At 65.7% G+C, this 15,108-nt stretch carries 13 protein-coding genes; 7 read left to right on the top strand and 6 right to left on the bottom strand.

The genetic code is table 11. The features are described from left to right. A complete protein-coding gene (locus G3T14_RS17155; RefSeq protein WP_163643753.1) occupies positions 1–1,494 on the bottom strand; it encodes a leucyl aminopeptidase in 1,494 nt (497 codons plus the stop codon). 254 nt (positions 1,495–1,748) lie between these two features. Here G3T14_RS17155 and lptF point away from each other — a divergent pair, with 254 nt between their 5' ends. The 5 genes from lptF to rsmA all read left to right on the top strand — a co-directional run bounded on the left by lptF (position 1,749) and on the right by rsmA (position 8,736). Next, the gene (gene lptF / locus G3T14_RS17150) at positions 1,749–2,918 is read left to right on the top strand and encodes an LPS export ABC transporter permease LptF (protein ID WP_163643752.1); all 1,170 of its coding nucleotides are present in this window, start codon (positions 1,749–1,751) and stop codon (positions 2,916–2,918) included. 13 nt (positions 2,919–2,931) lie between these two features. Further along, on the top strand, positions 2,932–4,020 hold the full coding sequence (lptG, locus tag G3T14_RS17145; RefSeq protein ID WP_163643784.1) for an LPS export ABC transporter permease LptG: 1,089 nt from the start codon (positions 2,932–2,934) through the stop codon (positions 4,018–4,020). Beyond that, entirely contained in the window at positions 4,020–6,707 is a 2,688-nt protein-coding gene (locus tag G3T14_RS17140; protein ID WP_163643751.1) for an LPS-assembly protein LptD, read from the top strand. The genes lptG and G3T14_RS17140 overlap by 1 nt, the downstream gene beginning before the upstream one ends. Before the next feature lie 173 nt (positions 6,708–6,880). After that, the gene (pdxA, locus tag G3T14_RS17135; RefSeq protein WP_163643750.1) at positions 6,881–7,900 is read left to right on the top strand and encodes a 4-hydroxythreonine-4-phosphate dehydrogenase PdxA; all 1,020 of its coding nucleotides are present in this window, start codon (positions 6,881–6,883) and stop codon (positions 7,898–7,900) included. Next, positions 7,897–8,736, top strand: a complete 840-nt coding sequence (rsmA, locus tag G3T14_RS17130; protein WP_163643749.1) for a 16S rRNA (adenine(1518)-N(6)/adenine(1519)-N(6))-dimethyltransferase RsmA — start codon at positions 7,897–7,899, stop codon at positions 8,734–8,736. Before pdxA ends, rsmA begins: the two co-directional genes overlap by 4 nt. Before the next feature lie 63 nt (positions 8,737–8,799). On the opposite strand, the gene G3T14_RS17125 is transcribed toward rsmA, so the two are convergent. From G3T14_RS17125 to G3T14_RS17115, 3 genes are all read right to left on the bottom strand, one after another. Continuing rightward, positions 8,800–9,783, bottom strand: coding sequence for a TIM44-like domain-containing protein (locus tag G3T14_RS17125; protein WP_163643748.1), 984 nt, complete (start codon positions 9,781–9,783; stop codon positions 8,800–8,802). Positions 9,784–9,930: 147 nt separating this feature from the next. Further along, positions 9,931–11,022, bottom strand: coding sequence for an ATP-binding protein (locus G3T14_RS17120; RefSeq protein ID WP_163643747.1), 1,092 nt, complete (start codon positions 11,020–11,022; stop codon positions 9,931–9,933). A 118-nt stretch (positions 11,023–11,140) separates the two neighbouring features. After that, positions 11,141–11,773, bottom strand: a complete 633-nt coding sequence (locus G3T14_RS17115; RefSeq protein WP_163643746.1) for a helix-turn-helix transcriptional regulator — start codon at positions 11,771–11,773, stop codon at positions 11,141–11,143. A gap of 219 nt (positions 11,774–11,992) precedes the next feature. On the opposite strand from G3T14_RS17115, the gene G3T14_RS17110 reads away from it, so the two are divergent. Together G3T14_RS17110 and G3T14_RS17105 are read left to right on the top strand one after the other, a co-directional pair. Continuing rightward, positions 11,993–12,355 carry a DUF952 domain-containing protein gene (locus tag G3T14_RS17110; protein WP_163643745.1) on the top strand — a complete coding sequence of 121 codons (363 nt, stop codon included), beginning with the start codon at positions 11,993–11,995 and terminating at the stop codon, positions 12,353–12,355. Then, positions 12,352–13,431, top strand: coding sequence for a quinone-dependent dihydroorotate dehydrogenase (locus tag G3T14_RS17105; RefSeq protein ID WP_163643744.1), 1,080 nt, complete (start codon positions 12,352–12,354; stop codon positions 13,429–13,431). The genes G3T14_RS17110 and G3T14_RS17105 overlap by 4 nt, the downstream gene beginning before the upstream one ends. 44 nt (positions 13,432–13,475) lie before the next feature. Here the strand turns inward: G3T14_RS17105 and G3T14_RS17100 are convergent, their stop codons facing one another. Continuing rightward, complete coding sequence (locus G3T14_RS17100; RefSeq protein ID WP_163643743.1) at positions 13,476–13,766, bottom strand: hypothetical protein; 291 nt, start codon at positions 13,764–13,766, stop codon at positions 13,476–13,478. A 207-nt stretch (positions 13,767–13,973) separates the two neighbouring features. Continuing rightward, positions 13,974–14,735 (bottom strand): hypothetical protein, encoded by a 762-nt coding sequence (locus G3T14_RS17095; protein WP_163643742.1) that lies wholly within the window; start codon positions 14,733–14,735, stop codon positions 13,974–13,976. Positions 14,736–15,108: the final 373 nt, after the last annotated feature.

Here is a 15,108-nt window from a genome sequence, read left to right as displayed (position 1 = left end):
TCAACCTTCGTAGTTGTCGCGTACCAGACGGTCGAGCAGGCGCACGCCCCAGCCCGCACCCCAGCTCCGATTGATCTCGCTCGACGAGGACGACATGGCGACGCCTGCAATGTCGAGATGGGCCCACGGGACGTCGTTGACGTAGCGCTTGATGAAGGATGCGGCGGTGGCCGCACCGCCATGGCGTCCACCGGTGTTCTTCATGTCGGCGAACTTCGAATCGATGGCCTTGTCGTAGGCCGGGATCAGCGGCATCCGCCACACGGCCTCGCCGGTGGCCTCGCCGGCGGCGGTGAGCTTGGCGGCCAAGGCGTCGTCGTTCGAGAACAGGCCGGCGATGTCCTGGCCGAGCGCGACGATGATCGCCCCGGTCAACGTCGCCAGATCGATCATGAACGTCGGCTTGTAGGCGTTCTGGATGTGCCAGATCACGTCGGCGAGCACGAGGCGCCCTTCCGCGTCGGTATTGATGATCTCGATGGTCTGGCCCGACATCGACGTGACGATGTCGCCGGGGCGGTAAGCGGCGCCGTCGGGCATGTTCTCGACGATTCCGATGGCGCCGATCACGTTGACCTTGGCCTTACGGGCGGCCAGCGCATGCAGGGTTCCGACGACGCAGGCGGCGCCGCCCATATCGCCCTTCATGTCTTCCATGCCGGCAGCGCCCTTGATGGAGATGCCGCCGGAATCGAAGCACACGCCCTTGCCGATGAAGGCGATCGGCGCGTCCGCAGCGTCCGCGCCGTTCCAGCGCATCACGACGACGCGGGGCTCCCTGACGGAGCCGCGGGCCACGGCCAGCAACGCCCCCATGCCGAGCGCCTCGAGCTTGCCGGGACCGAGCACCTCGACCTCGACCCCGAGTTTGGTCAGGGCCTCGGTGCGGCGGGCGAACTCTTCCGGATACAGGACGTTCGGCGGCTCGTTGACGAGCTCGCGGGCCAGGATGACACCGTTGGCGACCGCGTCGGTGGCCATCACAGCGGCATCTGCGGCGCCCGGATCGGAGACCATCAACGTCAGCGTGGTGCCCTTGGACTCCTCGCCTTCGGGCTTCTTCTTGGTCTTGTAATGGTCGAAGCTGTAATGCCGCAGCCGCGCGCCGAGGGCGAAGTCGGCGGCGTTTTCGGCCGTGACGTCGAGGCCGGGGAAGCCGAGCGCCACATGAGCGACGCGACCCGAGACCTTGCCGGCGGTGAAGCCGCCAAGCGCCGGCCAATCGATCTTCGCGCGATCCTTCTCCGAACCGAGGCCGATAACCAGAAGGCGGTCTGCGTCGAGGCCGGACGGCGCCGGCACTGCGAGGGCCGACAGGGACTTGCCCTTGAAACGCTCGCTCGCGGCGGCGCGGGCCAGCAGGTCTGCGGCGGCCTGACCGACCGTCTGGACGACGGCGGGTGCAAGGAGCAGATCGTCACCGACGAACAGGACGAGGTCCCCCTGCCCCACCGGGCCCATCGGCCCGAATGCGATCGTGATTCCGTCCGCCATGACGCTGCTTTCCGAATATTCAAGTGCCGAAGGTGCGTTCGATGAGGTGCGGCGCGGCACGATGCGGTGCCCGGGCCCTCAGGAGTTCCTGTGTACCTTGTGAGGCTGAGAACGCAACGCGAGGGGAGCGTCGCGAAACGGCCCGAATTGGCGCGCTCACGAGGGGCTCGACGTGCGTGCGGGGGCGGCGCTAGATCGATCGTCGCCGGAGGCTTGCGCTGCCGGCGGGTCCGATTTCCCGGCCGCGAGAACCGATGACGCAGATCGAGCGCTACATCTTCAGAATCGCGCTTGGAGCTTTCCTCGCCTGCCTGATCGGCCTCACCGGCACGATCTGGGTAACGCAGGCCTTGCGCGAACTCGACCTGATCACGGCCAAAGGCCAGACGCTGATCATCTTCTTTCTGATCACCAGCCTGTCGCTGCCGACCCTCGTTACCGTTATTGCACCCGTCGCGCTGTTTATCGCCGTCGTCTATGCGCTGAACCGGCTCAACGGTGATTCCGAGCTGATCGTGATGTCGGCCGCCGGGATGCAGCCACGCCGTATATTGCGCCCGTTTCTCACCCTTGGGCTCGCCGTGAGCCTGGCGGTGGCGTTCCTGACGATCCAGGTGATGCCGTCCTCGTTCCAGGAATTGCGCGACGTTCTCACCCGCGTGCGTGGCGATTTTATCGCCAACGTGGTGAAGGAAGGCCAGTTCACCAGCCTGGACAGCGGCATCACCTTCCACTTCCGCGAGCGCGGCCCCGGCGGCACGCTGCTCGGCATCTTCATCCAGGACAAGCGCGAGGCCGGAAAGTCGGTGGTCTACCTCGCCGAGCGGGGCCAGGCGGTGGAGTATGGCGGCCAGAGCTATCTCGCTCTGGAGAAGGGCAGCGTGCACCGCCAGCAGAAGGACAGCCGCGATTCCTCGATCATCACCTTCGAGCGGTACACCGTCGATCTGGCCGCCTTCACGCCTCCGGATTCCGACGTGACCTACAAGCCGCGCGAGCGTTCGACGACACAACTCATCTTCCCCGACACGAGCGAAGGCTATTACCGGCTTCAGAAGGGCCGCTTCCGGGCGGAACTCCACGACAGGCTGTCCTCCTGGCTCTACCCGCTGGCGCTCACCTTCATCGCGTTTGCCGCGCTCGGAGATCCGCGTACCACGCGCCAGGGGCGCGGCCTCGCGGTGGCGGGCGCCGTCCTCGCGGTGGTGGTCCTGCGCATCGCGGGCTTTGCGGCCACCAGCGCTGCGGCAAGGAGCCAGGCGGCGGTCGTGGCGATCTACGCGGTGCCGCTCCTGGCCATCGCGATCTCCAGCCTGATGATCTTCAACGGTGCTGCCGTGCGCGCCTGGAACGCCCGGGTGGCCAAGGCGTTCGGCGCCCTTGTCGCAGCGCTCCTGCGGCGGCCACGCCTCGGCACGGGTTGAGGGCGCGCTCGCGATGCTGATCGGCGCCACCCTCGGTCGTTATTTTGCCATGCGCTTCGTGCGCACGATCCTCGGGGTGTTCCTCACCGTCTTCACCCTGGTCTACACCCTCGATTTCGTCGAGCTGCTGCGGCGTGCCGGTGATGCCGAGGGCGCGTCCACAGGTTTGATGGCGCAGCTTTCGCTCTACCGCACGCCAGCCGTGGCGGAGGGTGTGCTGCCATTCGCGATCCTGTTCGGCTCGATGGCCGCCCTCCTCCAACTCTCGCGCAAGCTCGAACTCGTGGTGGCCCGTGCCGCGGGCATTTCAGCCTGGCAGTTCCTTCAGCCCGGGCTCTTCGTCGCCCTAGCGATCGGCGCCCTCACGGTCGGGGTCTACAACCCCGTCTCGGCGATGATGAAGCAGCGCTCCACCGAGATCGAGGCAAAGATTTTCGCCAAATCCACCAAGGCCGGGTCCGGCAAGGATCTGTGGATTCGCCAGCGCGGCCTCGACGGGCAGGCGATTATACGCGCCGAGACGGCCATCGAAGGCACCACCACCCTCGCCGGCGTGTCGGTCTTCACGTTCGACGATGCCGGCCTCTTCGTTTCGCAGATCGAGGCAGCGCGGGCGACGCTCCACGACGGCTATTGGGAGCTGCAGGATACCCGCGTCCATCCCCTCGGCGACCCGCCCGAGAGCTTCGACACCTACCTGATCGCCTCAAATCTCGATCGCGCCCAGGTCCGGCAGCGGTTTACCCCCGCGGAATCTGTGCCTTTCTGGCAACTTCCCGAGACCATCGCACGCACGGAGAGGGCTGGGTTGGATGCGACGCGCTATCGACTCCAGTATGATGTGCTCATGGCGAGACCGATCCTCTTCGTCGCCATGGTGCTCGTGGCGGCCAGCGTTTCCTTAAGGTTCTTCCGCTTTGGTGGAGTGGGCAAGCTCGTGCTTGGCGGTGTGGCGGCGGGGTTCCTCCTTTACGTCGCCCGACAGGTCATGGAGGGCCTCGGCGCTTCTGGGATCGTGACGCCGACGGTGGCGGCCTGGTTCCCGGCCGTGGTAGGAAGTCTTCTCGGTACGCTTACGCTTCTCTATCAGGAGGACGGCTGATGTCGGGCTCTGGGTCGGGAAGCGGAGTGGGATCGTGGCTGGAGTTGGGACTCGCGTTGCGTAAGGTCGCCGACATCGCGTTCGCCGCCGGATGGGTGGCATTGCTCACAGCCGCCGTGCCCACGGTGGCCGTAGGGCCTGCGGCTGCGCAATCCGCCAATGCGCAGGCTCCGAAAGCTCAGTCTCTCAAGGCGCAGGCCCCGAAGGGCCCGTCTCCGGCTGCCGGTAAGCCCGGCGAGCGCCTGCTCGTCGAAGCGGCCGAGCTCATCTACGACAACGACAAGAACAACGTCACGGCGCGCGGCAACGCCGAGCTGCATTACGGTCCGCGGACTCTCCAGGCCGACCGCGTGCTCTACGACCGCAATACGAGTCGCGTCTTCGCCGAGGGCAACGTCCGCCTCACCGACGAGACCGGCGCCGTGTTGACCGGCGACAAGATGGAGCTGACCGACGACTTCAAGAACGGCTTCATCGATGCGCTGCGCATCCAGCAGACCATCGAGTCGAAGGGCCAGCCGGTCCGCACCCGATTCTCCGCGCCCCGGGGTGAGCGCATCGACGGTGAGCGCACGAGCTTCGAGTACGGCACCTACACCGCCTGCGAACCGTGCAAGAACCACCCCGAGACGCCGCCGCTCTGGCAGATTCGTGCGGCGAAAATCATCCACAACAACGAGACCCACATCATCTCGTTCGAGGAATCGACCCTCGAGGTCGCCGGTATCCCGCTCGCCTATCTGCCGTATTTCGAGGCGGCCGACCCCACCGTGAAGCGTAAGACCGGCTTCCTGACGCCGCGATTCATCTCGTCGACGGCGCTCGGGCGGGGCGTATCCACACCCTTCTTCATCAACCTCGCACCGAATTACGATCTCACGCTCTCGCCGGCCTTCCTGAGCAATCAGGGCGTACTCGGGCAGGCCGAATACCGTCACAGGCTCGATACCGGTTCGTTCAACCTGCGCGTCAGCGGCATTTTCCAGACGACGCCGAGCGCCTTCCTGCCCGGCCCGCTCGGCGCGGGCGACCGCGATTTTCGTGGATCGGTGGAATCGAAGGGCGAGTTCTACATCAGCGACCGCTGGCGCACCGGCTGGGATGTGGTCGGCGTCACCGACAAGTGGTTCCTCGACAATTACCGCATCCGAAACCAGAACATCACCACCGACTATTTCCGTGAGGCTGTCTCTACCGGGTTCCTGATCGGACAAGGCGATCGCTCGTGGTTCGAGGCCCGCGGCTACTACTTCAAGGGTCTGTCGAGCTTCGATTGGCAGAAGGAGCAGCCGCTGGTCGCTCCGGTCATCGATTACGACAAGCGCATCAACGGCCCCGGCTTCCTCGGGGGCGAGGTTCGCTTCGAGTCGAACATCACCCACTTGAGCCGTGAGGCCACGGATTATCAGGGCATCCCGCGCACCGGCGCCTATCTGCTGAGCCCGAGCGCCAACGGCATCAACTATCCGCTCTACGAGACCTGCCTGACCTTCACCCGCAGCACCTGCCTGGTGCGTGGACTGGCTGGCACTGACACGCGCCTCTCGGCTCAGGTGTCCTGGCGCCGGACCTTCATCGACGATGCCGGCCAGGTCATCACGCCGTTCGCCTATCTGCGCACCGATGCGTTCTTCGTCGATCCGCGCAATTCGGGCTATCAGAACGCGTTGGTGCAGAACATCGGACGGCAGGACGAGGATTTCTCAGGCCGAGTGATGCCGGCCGTCGGTGTCGACTACCGCTATCCGTTCGTCAGCAATTTCGGGCCGCTGGGTGTACACACCCTGGAGCCCATCGCCCAGCTGGTGCTGCGCCCGAGCGAGACCCATATCGGCCGCCTGCCCAACGAGGATGCGCAGAGCCTCGTCTTCGACGACACCTCGCTGTTCGAATGGGACAAGTTCTCCGGCTATGACCGGGTCGAGGGTGGGGTACGCACCAATCTCGGCGCGCAATATTCGGTGGTGACGCCTGCGGGCTGGTACGCCAACGTGCTGTTTGGCGAGTCGATTCAGCTTGCCGGCGTGAACTCGTTCCGGCGCGGCGACATTGCCAATGTCGGCCTCGATTCCGGCCTCGACAAGCGGTTCTCCGACTATGTCGGTCGTGTCCAGGTCTCACCGAACCAGAACATCTCGTTCATCACCCGCGCCCGCTTCGACCAGCAGGATTTCCACGTGAGCCGCTTCGAGACCGGCATCACCGCCCGCCTCGCGCCGTTCGCGCCGGTGGATCTGTCGCTGTTCTATTCGTTCTACGAAGCGCAGCCGGCTCTCGGGTTCGTCCACAAGCGTGAGGGCGTGACGGCGTCGGCCACCTACCACGTGACGCCGAACTGGTTCGTCACCGGCTCGGCACTGGTCGATCTCAGCCACTATCTCGACGTGCGCGACAACTTCGCCGATGCCTACACCGCGTTCCTCACTAATCCGGTTGGTGTAGCGCCGGTCTACGTCAATCCCGGCAAGGCCTATCTCTCCGGCATCAGCCTCGGAGCTGGCTATCAGGACGAGTGCACGACGGTGTCGCTGAATTATATCGTCTCGCCGATCGCCGCGGCCCTCGGCACCGCCGAGCGCAACCGTACGGTGCTCCTGCGCGTCGAGCTCAAGACCCTCGGCGAGGTGGATTTGCGCCAGAACGTCGGTACGGCGACCACATCGGACGGCATCGCCACCGTCCGTTGACAACACCGACCTTGCCTCGACGCGCCCGACCTGCGACGCGGTCGGAGCGCTAGAGCCTGCTACGGAAAAGTGGAACCCGCTTTTCCGTAGCTGACATGCGATAGCAGTACGATAGAGCCAGTGGCGGTTTTCATGAAGACGCACCTGGCGCTTGAGCGAGGACGAGACCCGCATTGATAGAGCATAAGCCGATCGCCCTCACCCTCGGCGATCCGGCTGGGATCGGGCCGGAAATCGCCCTGATGGCATGGCAGGCCCGCGACACCGGCCCCGGCCTGCCGCCGTTCTTCCTTGTCAGCGATCCGGATTTCGTCGAGCGGAGCGCCAGCGAACTCGGGTTCTCCATCCCCATCGCAGAGGTCGGACCGGACTACGCCACCGAGGTGTTCCCCCGGGCGCTACCGGTGATGCCGCTCCCATCCGGCGCCCGAATCGGCGCGATCGCCGGACGACCCGATCCCGCCAATGCCGGAGCGACGCTGGAATCGATCACCACCGCCGTCGGCTTGGTCCGCGCCGGCATCGCCACCGCGATGGTGACCAATCCCATCGCCAAATATGTCCTGACCCAGGTCGGCTTCGCCTATCCCGGTCACACCGAGTTCCTCGCCGCTCTTTCGGTGGAGCCGGGCGAGCCCGTACCCCTGCCGGTGATGATGCTGTGGAGCGAGACCCTCGCGGTGGTGCCGGTGACCATCCACGTGGCGTTGCGCCGGGTGCCTGAACTCCTCACCCAGGACCTCGTCGTGCGCACCGCCCGCATCGTCGCCGCCGATCTGACGCAGCGCTTCCGCATCGCGCGTCCGCGTCTCGTCCTATCAGGTCTCAACCCGCATGCAGGCGAGTCCGGAACCATGGGAACTGAGGATCGCGACGTGTTGGAGCCGGCTGTGGCGCAGCTCCAGGACGAGGGTATCGATATCCGCGGCCCGCTACCCGCGGACACCCTGTTCCATGCCCGCGCCCGCGCGACTTACGACGTGGCGCTGACGCCGACCCACGATCAGGCGTTGATCCCGATCAAGACCATCGCTTTCGACGAGGGCGTCAACGTCACCCTCGGCCTGCCGTTCATCCGGACCTCGCCGGACCATGGCACGGCCTTCGATATCGCCGGCAAGGGGCTGGCCCGGCCCGACAGCCTCATGGCCGCCCTCCGGCTGGCCGCGCGCCTGAGCGGATTCCACCCATGAGCGACGATGGTCTCCCCCCGCTCCGCGACGTCGTGCGCAAGTACGATCTGGAGCCCAAGAAATCACTCGGCCAGAACTTCCTGTTCGATCTCAACCTGACGGGGAAGATCGCCCGCTCGGCCGGTCCGCTCGAGGGCGTCACCGTCGTCGAGATCGGTCCGGGACCGGGCGGCCTGACGCGGGCGTTGCTGACGGCCGGAGCCGCGCGCGTTATCGCTATCGAGCGCGATCCGCGCGCCCTGCCCGCGCTCGCCGAGATCGCCGCCCACTATCCGGGCCGGTTGGACGTGGTCGACGCCGATGCGCTCACCTTCGATCCGGTCCCGCTGATCGGAACCGGTTCGGTGCGGATCGTCGCCAACCTGCCCTACAACATTGGCACTCCGCTGCTCACCGGGTGGCTCACTGCGCCGGTCTGGCCGCCGTGGTGGGATTCGCTGACCCTGATGTTCCAGCGCGAGGTCGCCGAGCGCATCGTCGCCGACGAATCCGACCGCGCCAATTACGGTCGGCTCGGCGTACTGTGCGGGTGGCGCACGCAGGCCGATATTCTGTTCGACGTTCCGCCCTCTGCCTTCGTGCCGCCGCCCAAGGTAACCTCGAGCGTGGTTCGGCTATCGCCGCGGGCCGAGCCTTTGCCGTGCCGCGTCGAGGCGTTGGAGCGCGTCACCCGCGCGGCCTTCGGCCAGCGCCGCAAGATGCTGCGTCAGAGCCTCAAGGCGGCAACCGCAGATCCGGCCCATCTTTTGGAGGCTGCCGGTATCATCGAGACCGCACGCGCCGAAGAGGTGCCAGTTTCGGGCTTCGTCGCCATGGCGCGGGCGCTGGCAAAGTAAAAGGCCGCGCAGCTGATGCTGCGCGGCCTTTTAAATGACTGGTCAGACGTGGTGCTGAGCGGATCAGCGCCCCTGCTGGATCGCCGACAGAATCCAGCGGCCGCCGCGCTCGCGCACGAAGGTCCACAATTCCAGCGCCTCCGGCTCGCCGGTCTCGACGACGCGGTTGCTGCGACGGTCCATCGTCACGTCCTTGATCGCATAGCGCATGGCTACGGTGGCGTATTCCGCATTACCCTCGGCCCAGGATTCCGACAGGTCGCCCTGCAGGAGCTTCACGTCGGAGAGCCGGTTCACGACGCCCTTGGCTTCGTTGCCCCGCAATTCCTCGACGAAGTAGCCAACCATCTCCGGCGTCGCGAGATTGCGCAGAGCTACCACGTCCTCGCGGCCATAGGCCTCTTGGACCCCGTTGAGCGCGATCTCGAAGCTTTGGAAGTCGCCGGGTCCGATATCGACCGGGCGCTGCGGCTGGGCCTGAGCTGGGCCGGGCCGGGCTGTGCCGTAGCTGGCGGCTCCGCCGAGTCCGCTGCTACCGAGCCCGCCGCCGTTCGTGCCGGAATTTCCGGGGCCGGCATCGCCGGTACGGGCATAGGCCGGAGTTGCCGGAGCACCCTGGCGGCGACGGAACCAACGCACCGCGAAGGAGACGATCAGCACGACAAGGCCGACCTGCAGGATCAGGCCGAGGAAGGATGCGATGCCACCGAGGCCGCCAAAGAAGCCGCCACCCAGCAACGCACCGAGCAGGCCCGCGCCGAGAAGCCCGGCGAAGAAACCGCCGCCGAAGCGACGCCCCTGTACCGGTGCGGTCATACCGGGATTCCCCATGGCGGGACCGGGCTGGGTCTGCGAACGCTGGATCGGTGCCGGGGCCCCGGGGGCGGTGGTCGTAGCCGACGGCGGCGCGTAGGTGCGCGAGCCGCGTGAGCCCATGCCACCGCCGCTGCCAGGACGCGCCTCGACGATGGGCGCAGCGATGGCCAGCGACGCGGCAAGCGCGAGGATGGTCGCCGTACGCTTGCGACGCGTGGTGGAGGTGAGCATGAAATCGCCTCTGTTGAAGATCGTTGGAAACCCTGGCGGAAACGCCGGTCCTGATATGGTGACGTTCGCGCGCGAGTTTTAGTCCGGGCGCCGGTTCGCTTTCGTGTCGAACAACGCAGTGACTATCGGTGAGAGACGGTCCGAGCGTCAGATCGCGGCTGGGAAGATGAGACGCACCACGGTGCCGGAGCCGGGGCTGCTGTCGAGGGAGACGGTACCGTTCTGGCGCTTCATCAGGCCGTGGACGATGGCGAGACCGGTTCCACGCCCGGCTTCCCGGCTGGTGATGAAGGGGGCGAGTGCGCGCGCCGCCATCTCCTGCGTCATCCCCTGGCCGTCGTCGGTGATGGAAATGCCGACGGCGCCGTCGCCCGGTCGCTGCAGGCCGCGGTCGCCGGGGGGCACGGCGAAGGTGGCGATGGTGATCCGGCCGGCCTTCGGCATCGCTTCGCAGGCATTGGCGACGATGTGGTTGAGGGCGAGTTCGACCTGCGTCGGGTTGCTGAGTCCGGCGGACAGCACGGGCGCCGTCGTGATGTCCAGGACGATCCGTGTCGGCAGGGTCGGGCGAATTTGCGCCCCGAAGTCTTCGATCAGTCGATTCAGATCCACCGGCCGCACGTCCGGGGCGATCCGGCGCGAGAAGGCGAGGAGTTGCCGGGTGAGAATCGTGGCGCGTTCGGCCGCATCGGTGGAACGGGTCACCGCCCGCTGGATGAACGGGTCCTCGCGGTCGCCGAGGCGGCGCTTGAGCCCGTCGATGTAGCCGATCAGGATCTGCAGGAAGTTGTTGAACTCGTGCGCGACGCTATTCGTCAGTAATCCCAGCGCCTCGCGCTGTCGCGACAGGGCCAGCGCCCCTTCGGCATCGCGGCGCCGGGTGACATCGACCACCTGCATCAGACGTAGACCCGAGCCTGCAACATTGGCGACGAAAAGTTGCGCCCAGAAGGTGGAACCGCCTTCGGCAAATGCCAGGATCTCCGCGCCTCCCGGTTTCTCGCCGGCCAGGGCCTGCTCCAGGAGCGTTCGCGCGCCGCGGTCGTGATCCGGGCCGAGGAGGCAGCTTACGGCGTCGCCGACCCCGTGGCCGGTGAGCACGAGGAATGCCGGATTGGCAAAGACGATTCGGGCGTCCGAAGCTGCGCCATCGAGGATGGCCGCTGCGAGGCCTGACGCCGTCAGGAGAGCGGCGAGCGCCGGGTCCGGTGCGGTCTCGTCCAGTCGAGGCAATGCCATGGCGGGTCCGCACTCGCGAGGCGCGCGACCCCGGATAGGCTCAGCCATAACCCTATCCGCAGGCGGGGCAAAGCCGCGCCCCTGTGGCTTCGGCTCAGCGGCTCAGCAGGCCGGCGCCCTACTGGCGGACCCACATCACCCGGCCGATCCAGGCGATGTCACCGACATTGATCAGGCGGTCGGGATGCTCGGGATTGAGCGAGGCGAGTTCGATGGTGCGGGCGGTCTTGCGCTTGAGCTCCTTGGCCAGGACCTCGCCGGCGGAGAGGCGCACCACCACGCGGTCGCCCTTGCGCACGCTGGCCGAGGGCGAGACGATGAGGACGTCGCCGTCGCGATAGAGCGGTGCCATCGAATCGCCCTGCACCTCGAGGGCGAAGGCGCGATCGTCCCCGAGATCGGGAAACTCGATCTCCTCCCAGCCGGGACCGCTCGTGGGCATGCCCTCGTCGGTGAACAGGCGTCCCGATCCCGCCTGGGTCATCCCGATGAGGGGGATCATCGTGCGGGCGGGCCCTTCGCGGACCTCGATCAGGCGCAGGAAATCGTCGAGGCTGGCGCCGGTGGCGGAGAGAACCTTTGAGATGGATTCCGTGGACGGCCAGCGCTTGCGCCCATCCGGACCGACCCGCTTCGAGCGGTTGAAGCTCGTGGCGTCGAGGCCGGCGCGGCGCGCAAGGCCCGATGCGGAGAAGCCGTGACGTTCGGCCAGCCGATCGATCGCGGTCCAGATCTGCTCGTGCGACAGCATGACGGGCCCGAGTCATACAGACAAGCTAAGACGGCCTGCCTAATCTTAGGAAAGTAGAACTAAAATTTTCGAAAAGCAACGCTGAGTCCCGACGGGACGATGATTCCGTGTGCGTAGTCCGGCTGCGGTTGCGACGGTGCGATGCGCGTTCTATCGCGATCCGACATGCTGTCGGCCGCCGCCCGGGCGCTGCCTTCAATTCTGCAGGAGGGACGACGGATGTCGCTCATCTATAAGTTGTGCCCACGCGACCTTTGGCAGGCCGCCGAGGGAGAAGGTCGCTTCACCGGAGCCGCCATCGACCTTCAGGATGGTTTCATCCACTTCTCCACCGCCGCCCAGGTCGCCGAGACCGCCTCGAAGCACTTTGCCGGTGCAAAAGACCTCGTACTGGTAGTGATCGACGGCGACGAACTCGGCCCTGCCCTGCGCTACGAGGTATCGCGCGGCGGCGATCTGTTTCCGCATCTCTACGGCCCCCTCGAACTCACGGCGGTGCGGTCGGTGATCGCTCTGCCTTTGGGCCCCGACGGCCGCCATGTCTTTCCGGACGGGGTTCTGCCCGAGGAGATCCGGTCGTGATCGACGCGCTGTTCCCACTGGTGAAGCCACTCCTGCATCGGCTCGACGCCGAGACGGCACATGCCGTTACGATCCGGGGCCTCGGATTGCTTCCGCCGCGCGCACCGGTGCCGGATGACGCGCGTCTCGCCGTCTCGGCGTTCGGGCAGCGCTTTCCCAATCCGGTCGGCCTCGCTGCCGGCTTCGACAAGGGCGCGCAGGTCCCCGACGCACTTCTTGGGCTCGGCTTCGGATTCGTCGAAGTCGGCGGCGTGGTGCCCCTGGCCCAGCCCGGCAACCCGCGTCCACGCGTGTTTCGGCTGATGCGCGACGGTGCCGTGATCAATCGCTTCGGCCTCAACAGCGAAGGCCTCGACGTGGTGAAGGCGCGTCTCGTCGCCCGCCGGGGACGCCCGGGACGGGTCGGGGTCAACATCGGCGCCAACAAGGAATCGACGGATCGGCTCGCCGATTACGTTGCCTGCACCACCGCTCTGGCCCCCGTGGTCGATTTCGTGACGGTGAACGTCTCGTCTCCCAACACGCCCGGTCTGCGCGACCTCCAGGGCGAGGCCTTTCTCGACGAGTTGCTCGCCCGGGTCGTCGCGGCGCGGGATGCCGCTCGGCCCGAGACGGCGATCCTGCTCAAGATCGCGCCGGATATCGGCCTCGACGCCCTCGACGCAATGACGGCCACGGCTCTCCGCCGCGGCGTCCAGGCGCTCGTCGTTTCCAATACCACCATCGCGCGGCCCGCGACCCTGGCCGAGACGACCCTCGCGCGCGAAACCGGCGGCCTGTCCGGCCGGCCGCTTTTTGGACCTTCGACACGTCTTCTCGCCGAGACCTATCTGCGGATCGGCGGGCAGATCCCCCTCGTCGGTGTCGGCGGTATCGATTCCGCGGACAGTGCCTGGACGAAGATTCGCGCCGGCGCGACCCTGCTGCAGCTCTACTCGGGACTGGTCTATGGCGGGCCTGGGCTCGTGACGACGATCAAGGCCGGCCTGACTGCGCGAATGAAGGCCGAGGGTATCGATCACCTCGCGGATGTCGTCGGCAAGGGCGCGACGGATCTCGCGCGGATGGCTGGATAAGTGTCGACCGAAGGGCGCGTGATCGATGCGTGCGTCCCGGCGCTCTAAACCGGCCGCCGCCGCCGCCCGGTGCCGGCGAAGACCACGCCCCCGGCGGCGAGCCCGATCAGCATCCACTTGATGGGGAGCAGATCGGCGTGCTCGCTGCGCACCGGCAGCACCGCCATGCGTCCGTTCCCAAGCGCCACCCCGGCCTGACCCGATGCCTTCGCGTCGGCCACCTGCTCCGGCGTCACCGCCCATTCCAGGTCCATCGCATAATCGCGTGCCATCACGGCGAGGCCCACCGCTACGCCGGCCCCTATCGCCGCAAGCACCCTGATCGGTGTCCGCATCTCACTCGGTTCTCCGTCGCACTTCATCTCGGCGATACAGCGCCGTGCGTGAGCGCCACGCATAGCCGGTCCGCGTGGGGCGATGCGCCTTCTTAACCCTTCGGAATTCGGTGCGGTATCTTGGCGCAAAGGTCATAAGCGATTTCAGCCGCTTAGAGCCACCTCCAACCTTTGGGGTCGGTCGTGAAGAGAATTACCAGACAGGCGTTAGCTCAGCGCTTTCGCATCGTATGGCTTGGGCCTACCGTAGCATTCGTCGTCAATCCCGTTAAAGGGGCCGCAAAGCTGATAGCCGATCTCACAGTCTTTCAGTTGCGGATCGCCAACGACGACTATTTTTGCCAAAAACTCAGTTCGGTGCCGGGGTGTCTTATGAAACGTATCGTTGTAATCAACGCATCCCCATAGATAGATTTGTGTTTCATCCAATAATACTAAAACCATTTCGTCAGCGGACACAGCGAACTTCTCGGAAGCAGCTTCATTTCCTGGGCCAAGGAACAATCGGCCGGGACTACCAGGCACTTTATCCGCAACATCGGCTTCAAAATCCAGCGGCTGGCTTGAATATTTTCTGAGCAGGCCAACGCGAGTGATCATGTGCTTGGTCGGTGTACTGCCAACGTTGTGCCAGACGCAACGAAAGCTCCACGACTGTACGCGATCTGTGATGAAGTTCACTTCGGGTTTATGAACAAAGGGTTTGAGAACGACATAAGGGCGCAACTGGCGGGCGGCGGTTTTATCCGAGCCGCGTACCAGCGCACGGGTGGCGAGCCACAGGGCATATGTCGCGAAGAACAATCCCGCAGTGAACACAACCAGAATCGTGTCCGTGATCTTGAGCTTTAGGCCCGCGAACGGTGGCCAGAACTCGGTTCCTTCCTCGCTGCCATTCTCTGCCTTGGCTTGGCTTTTCCCTTCGGCGCTTGGGGGCAGGACGCTTGGCTGGACGGGCGTCGAATGCACGGCGGATTTTGGCTCGGGCTCAGGTGCCTGCTCGGGCTGAGTTGTACTTTGGGGCCGATGCTCGAGCTGGACTGGTGGAGCCTGTACCGTCTGCTCTGATAGTTTTGTAGGCGCCTCCTGCGCTACGGCACTCGCCGCAAGTAGGCATAGTAACCACGCGACCGCCAGACGCCCCATACCGTTCCTCTACGTTTCCTCAAGCGGAGCCGCAGTGACACCGATTACCGCCAGGCTGGCAAGGGCTAGGCGGTGTGGACTCTTGGGATTCCCGAGGCCGGTCGAATGTGATTCAAGGCTGTCTTTTGGAAGCAACCTTGGGTGTCTTGGATCGTCTGGTTCTCAACGAAGCGTCATGGGAGCGGATGGCTCCGCT

Origin of the sequence: Methylobacterium sp. BTF04, assembly GCF_010692745.1 — a bacterium.
In the GTDB taxonomy this organism is placed as follows: Bacteria; Pseudomonadota; Alphaproteobacteria; order Rhizobiales; family Beijerinckiaceae; genus Methylobacterium.
This window is presented reverse-complemented; position numbering and strand designations above follow the sequence as displayed.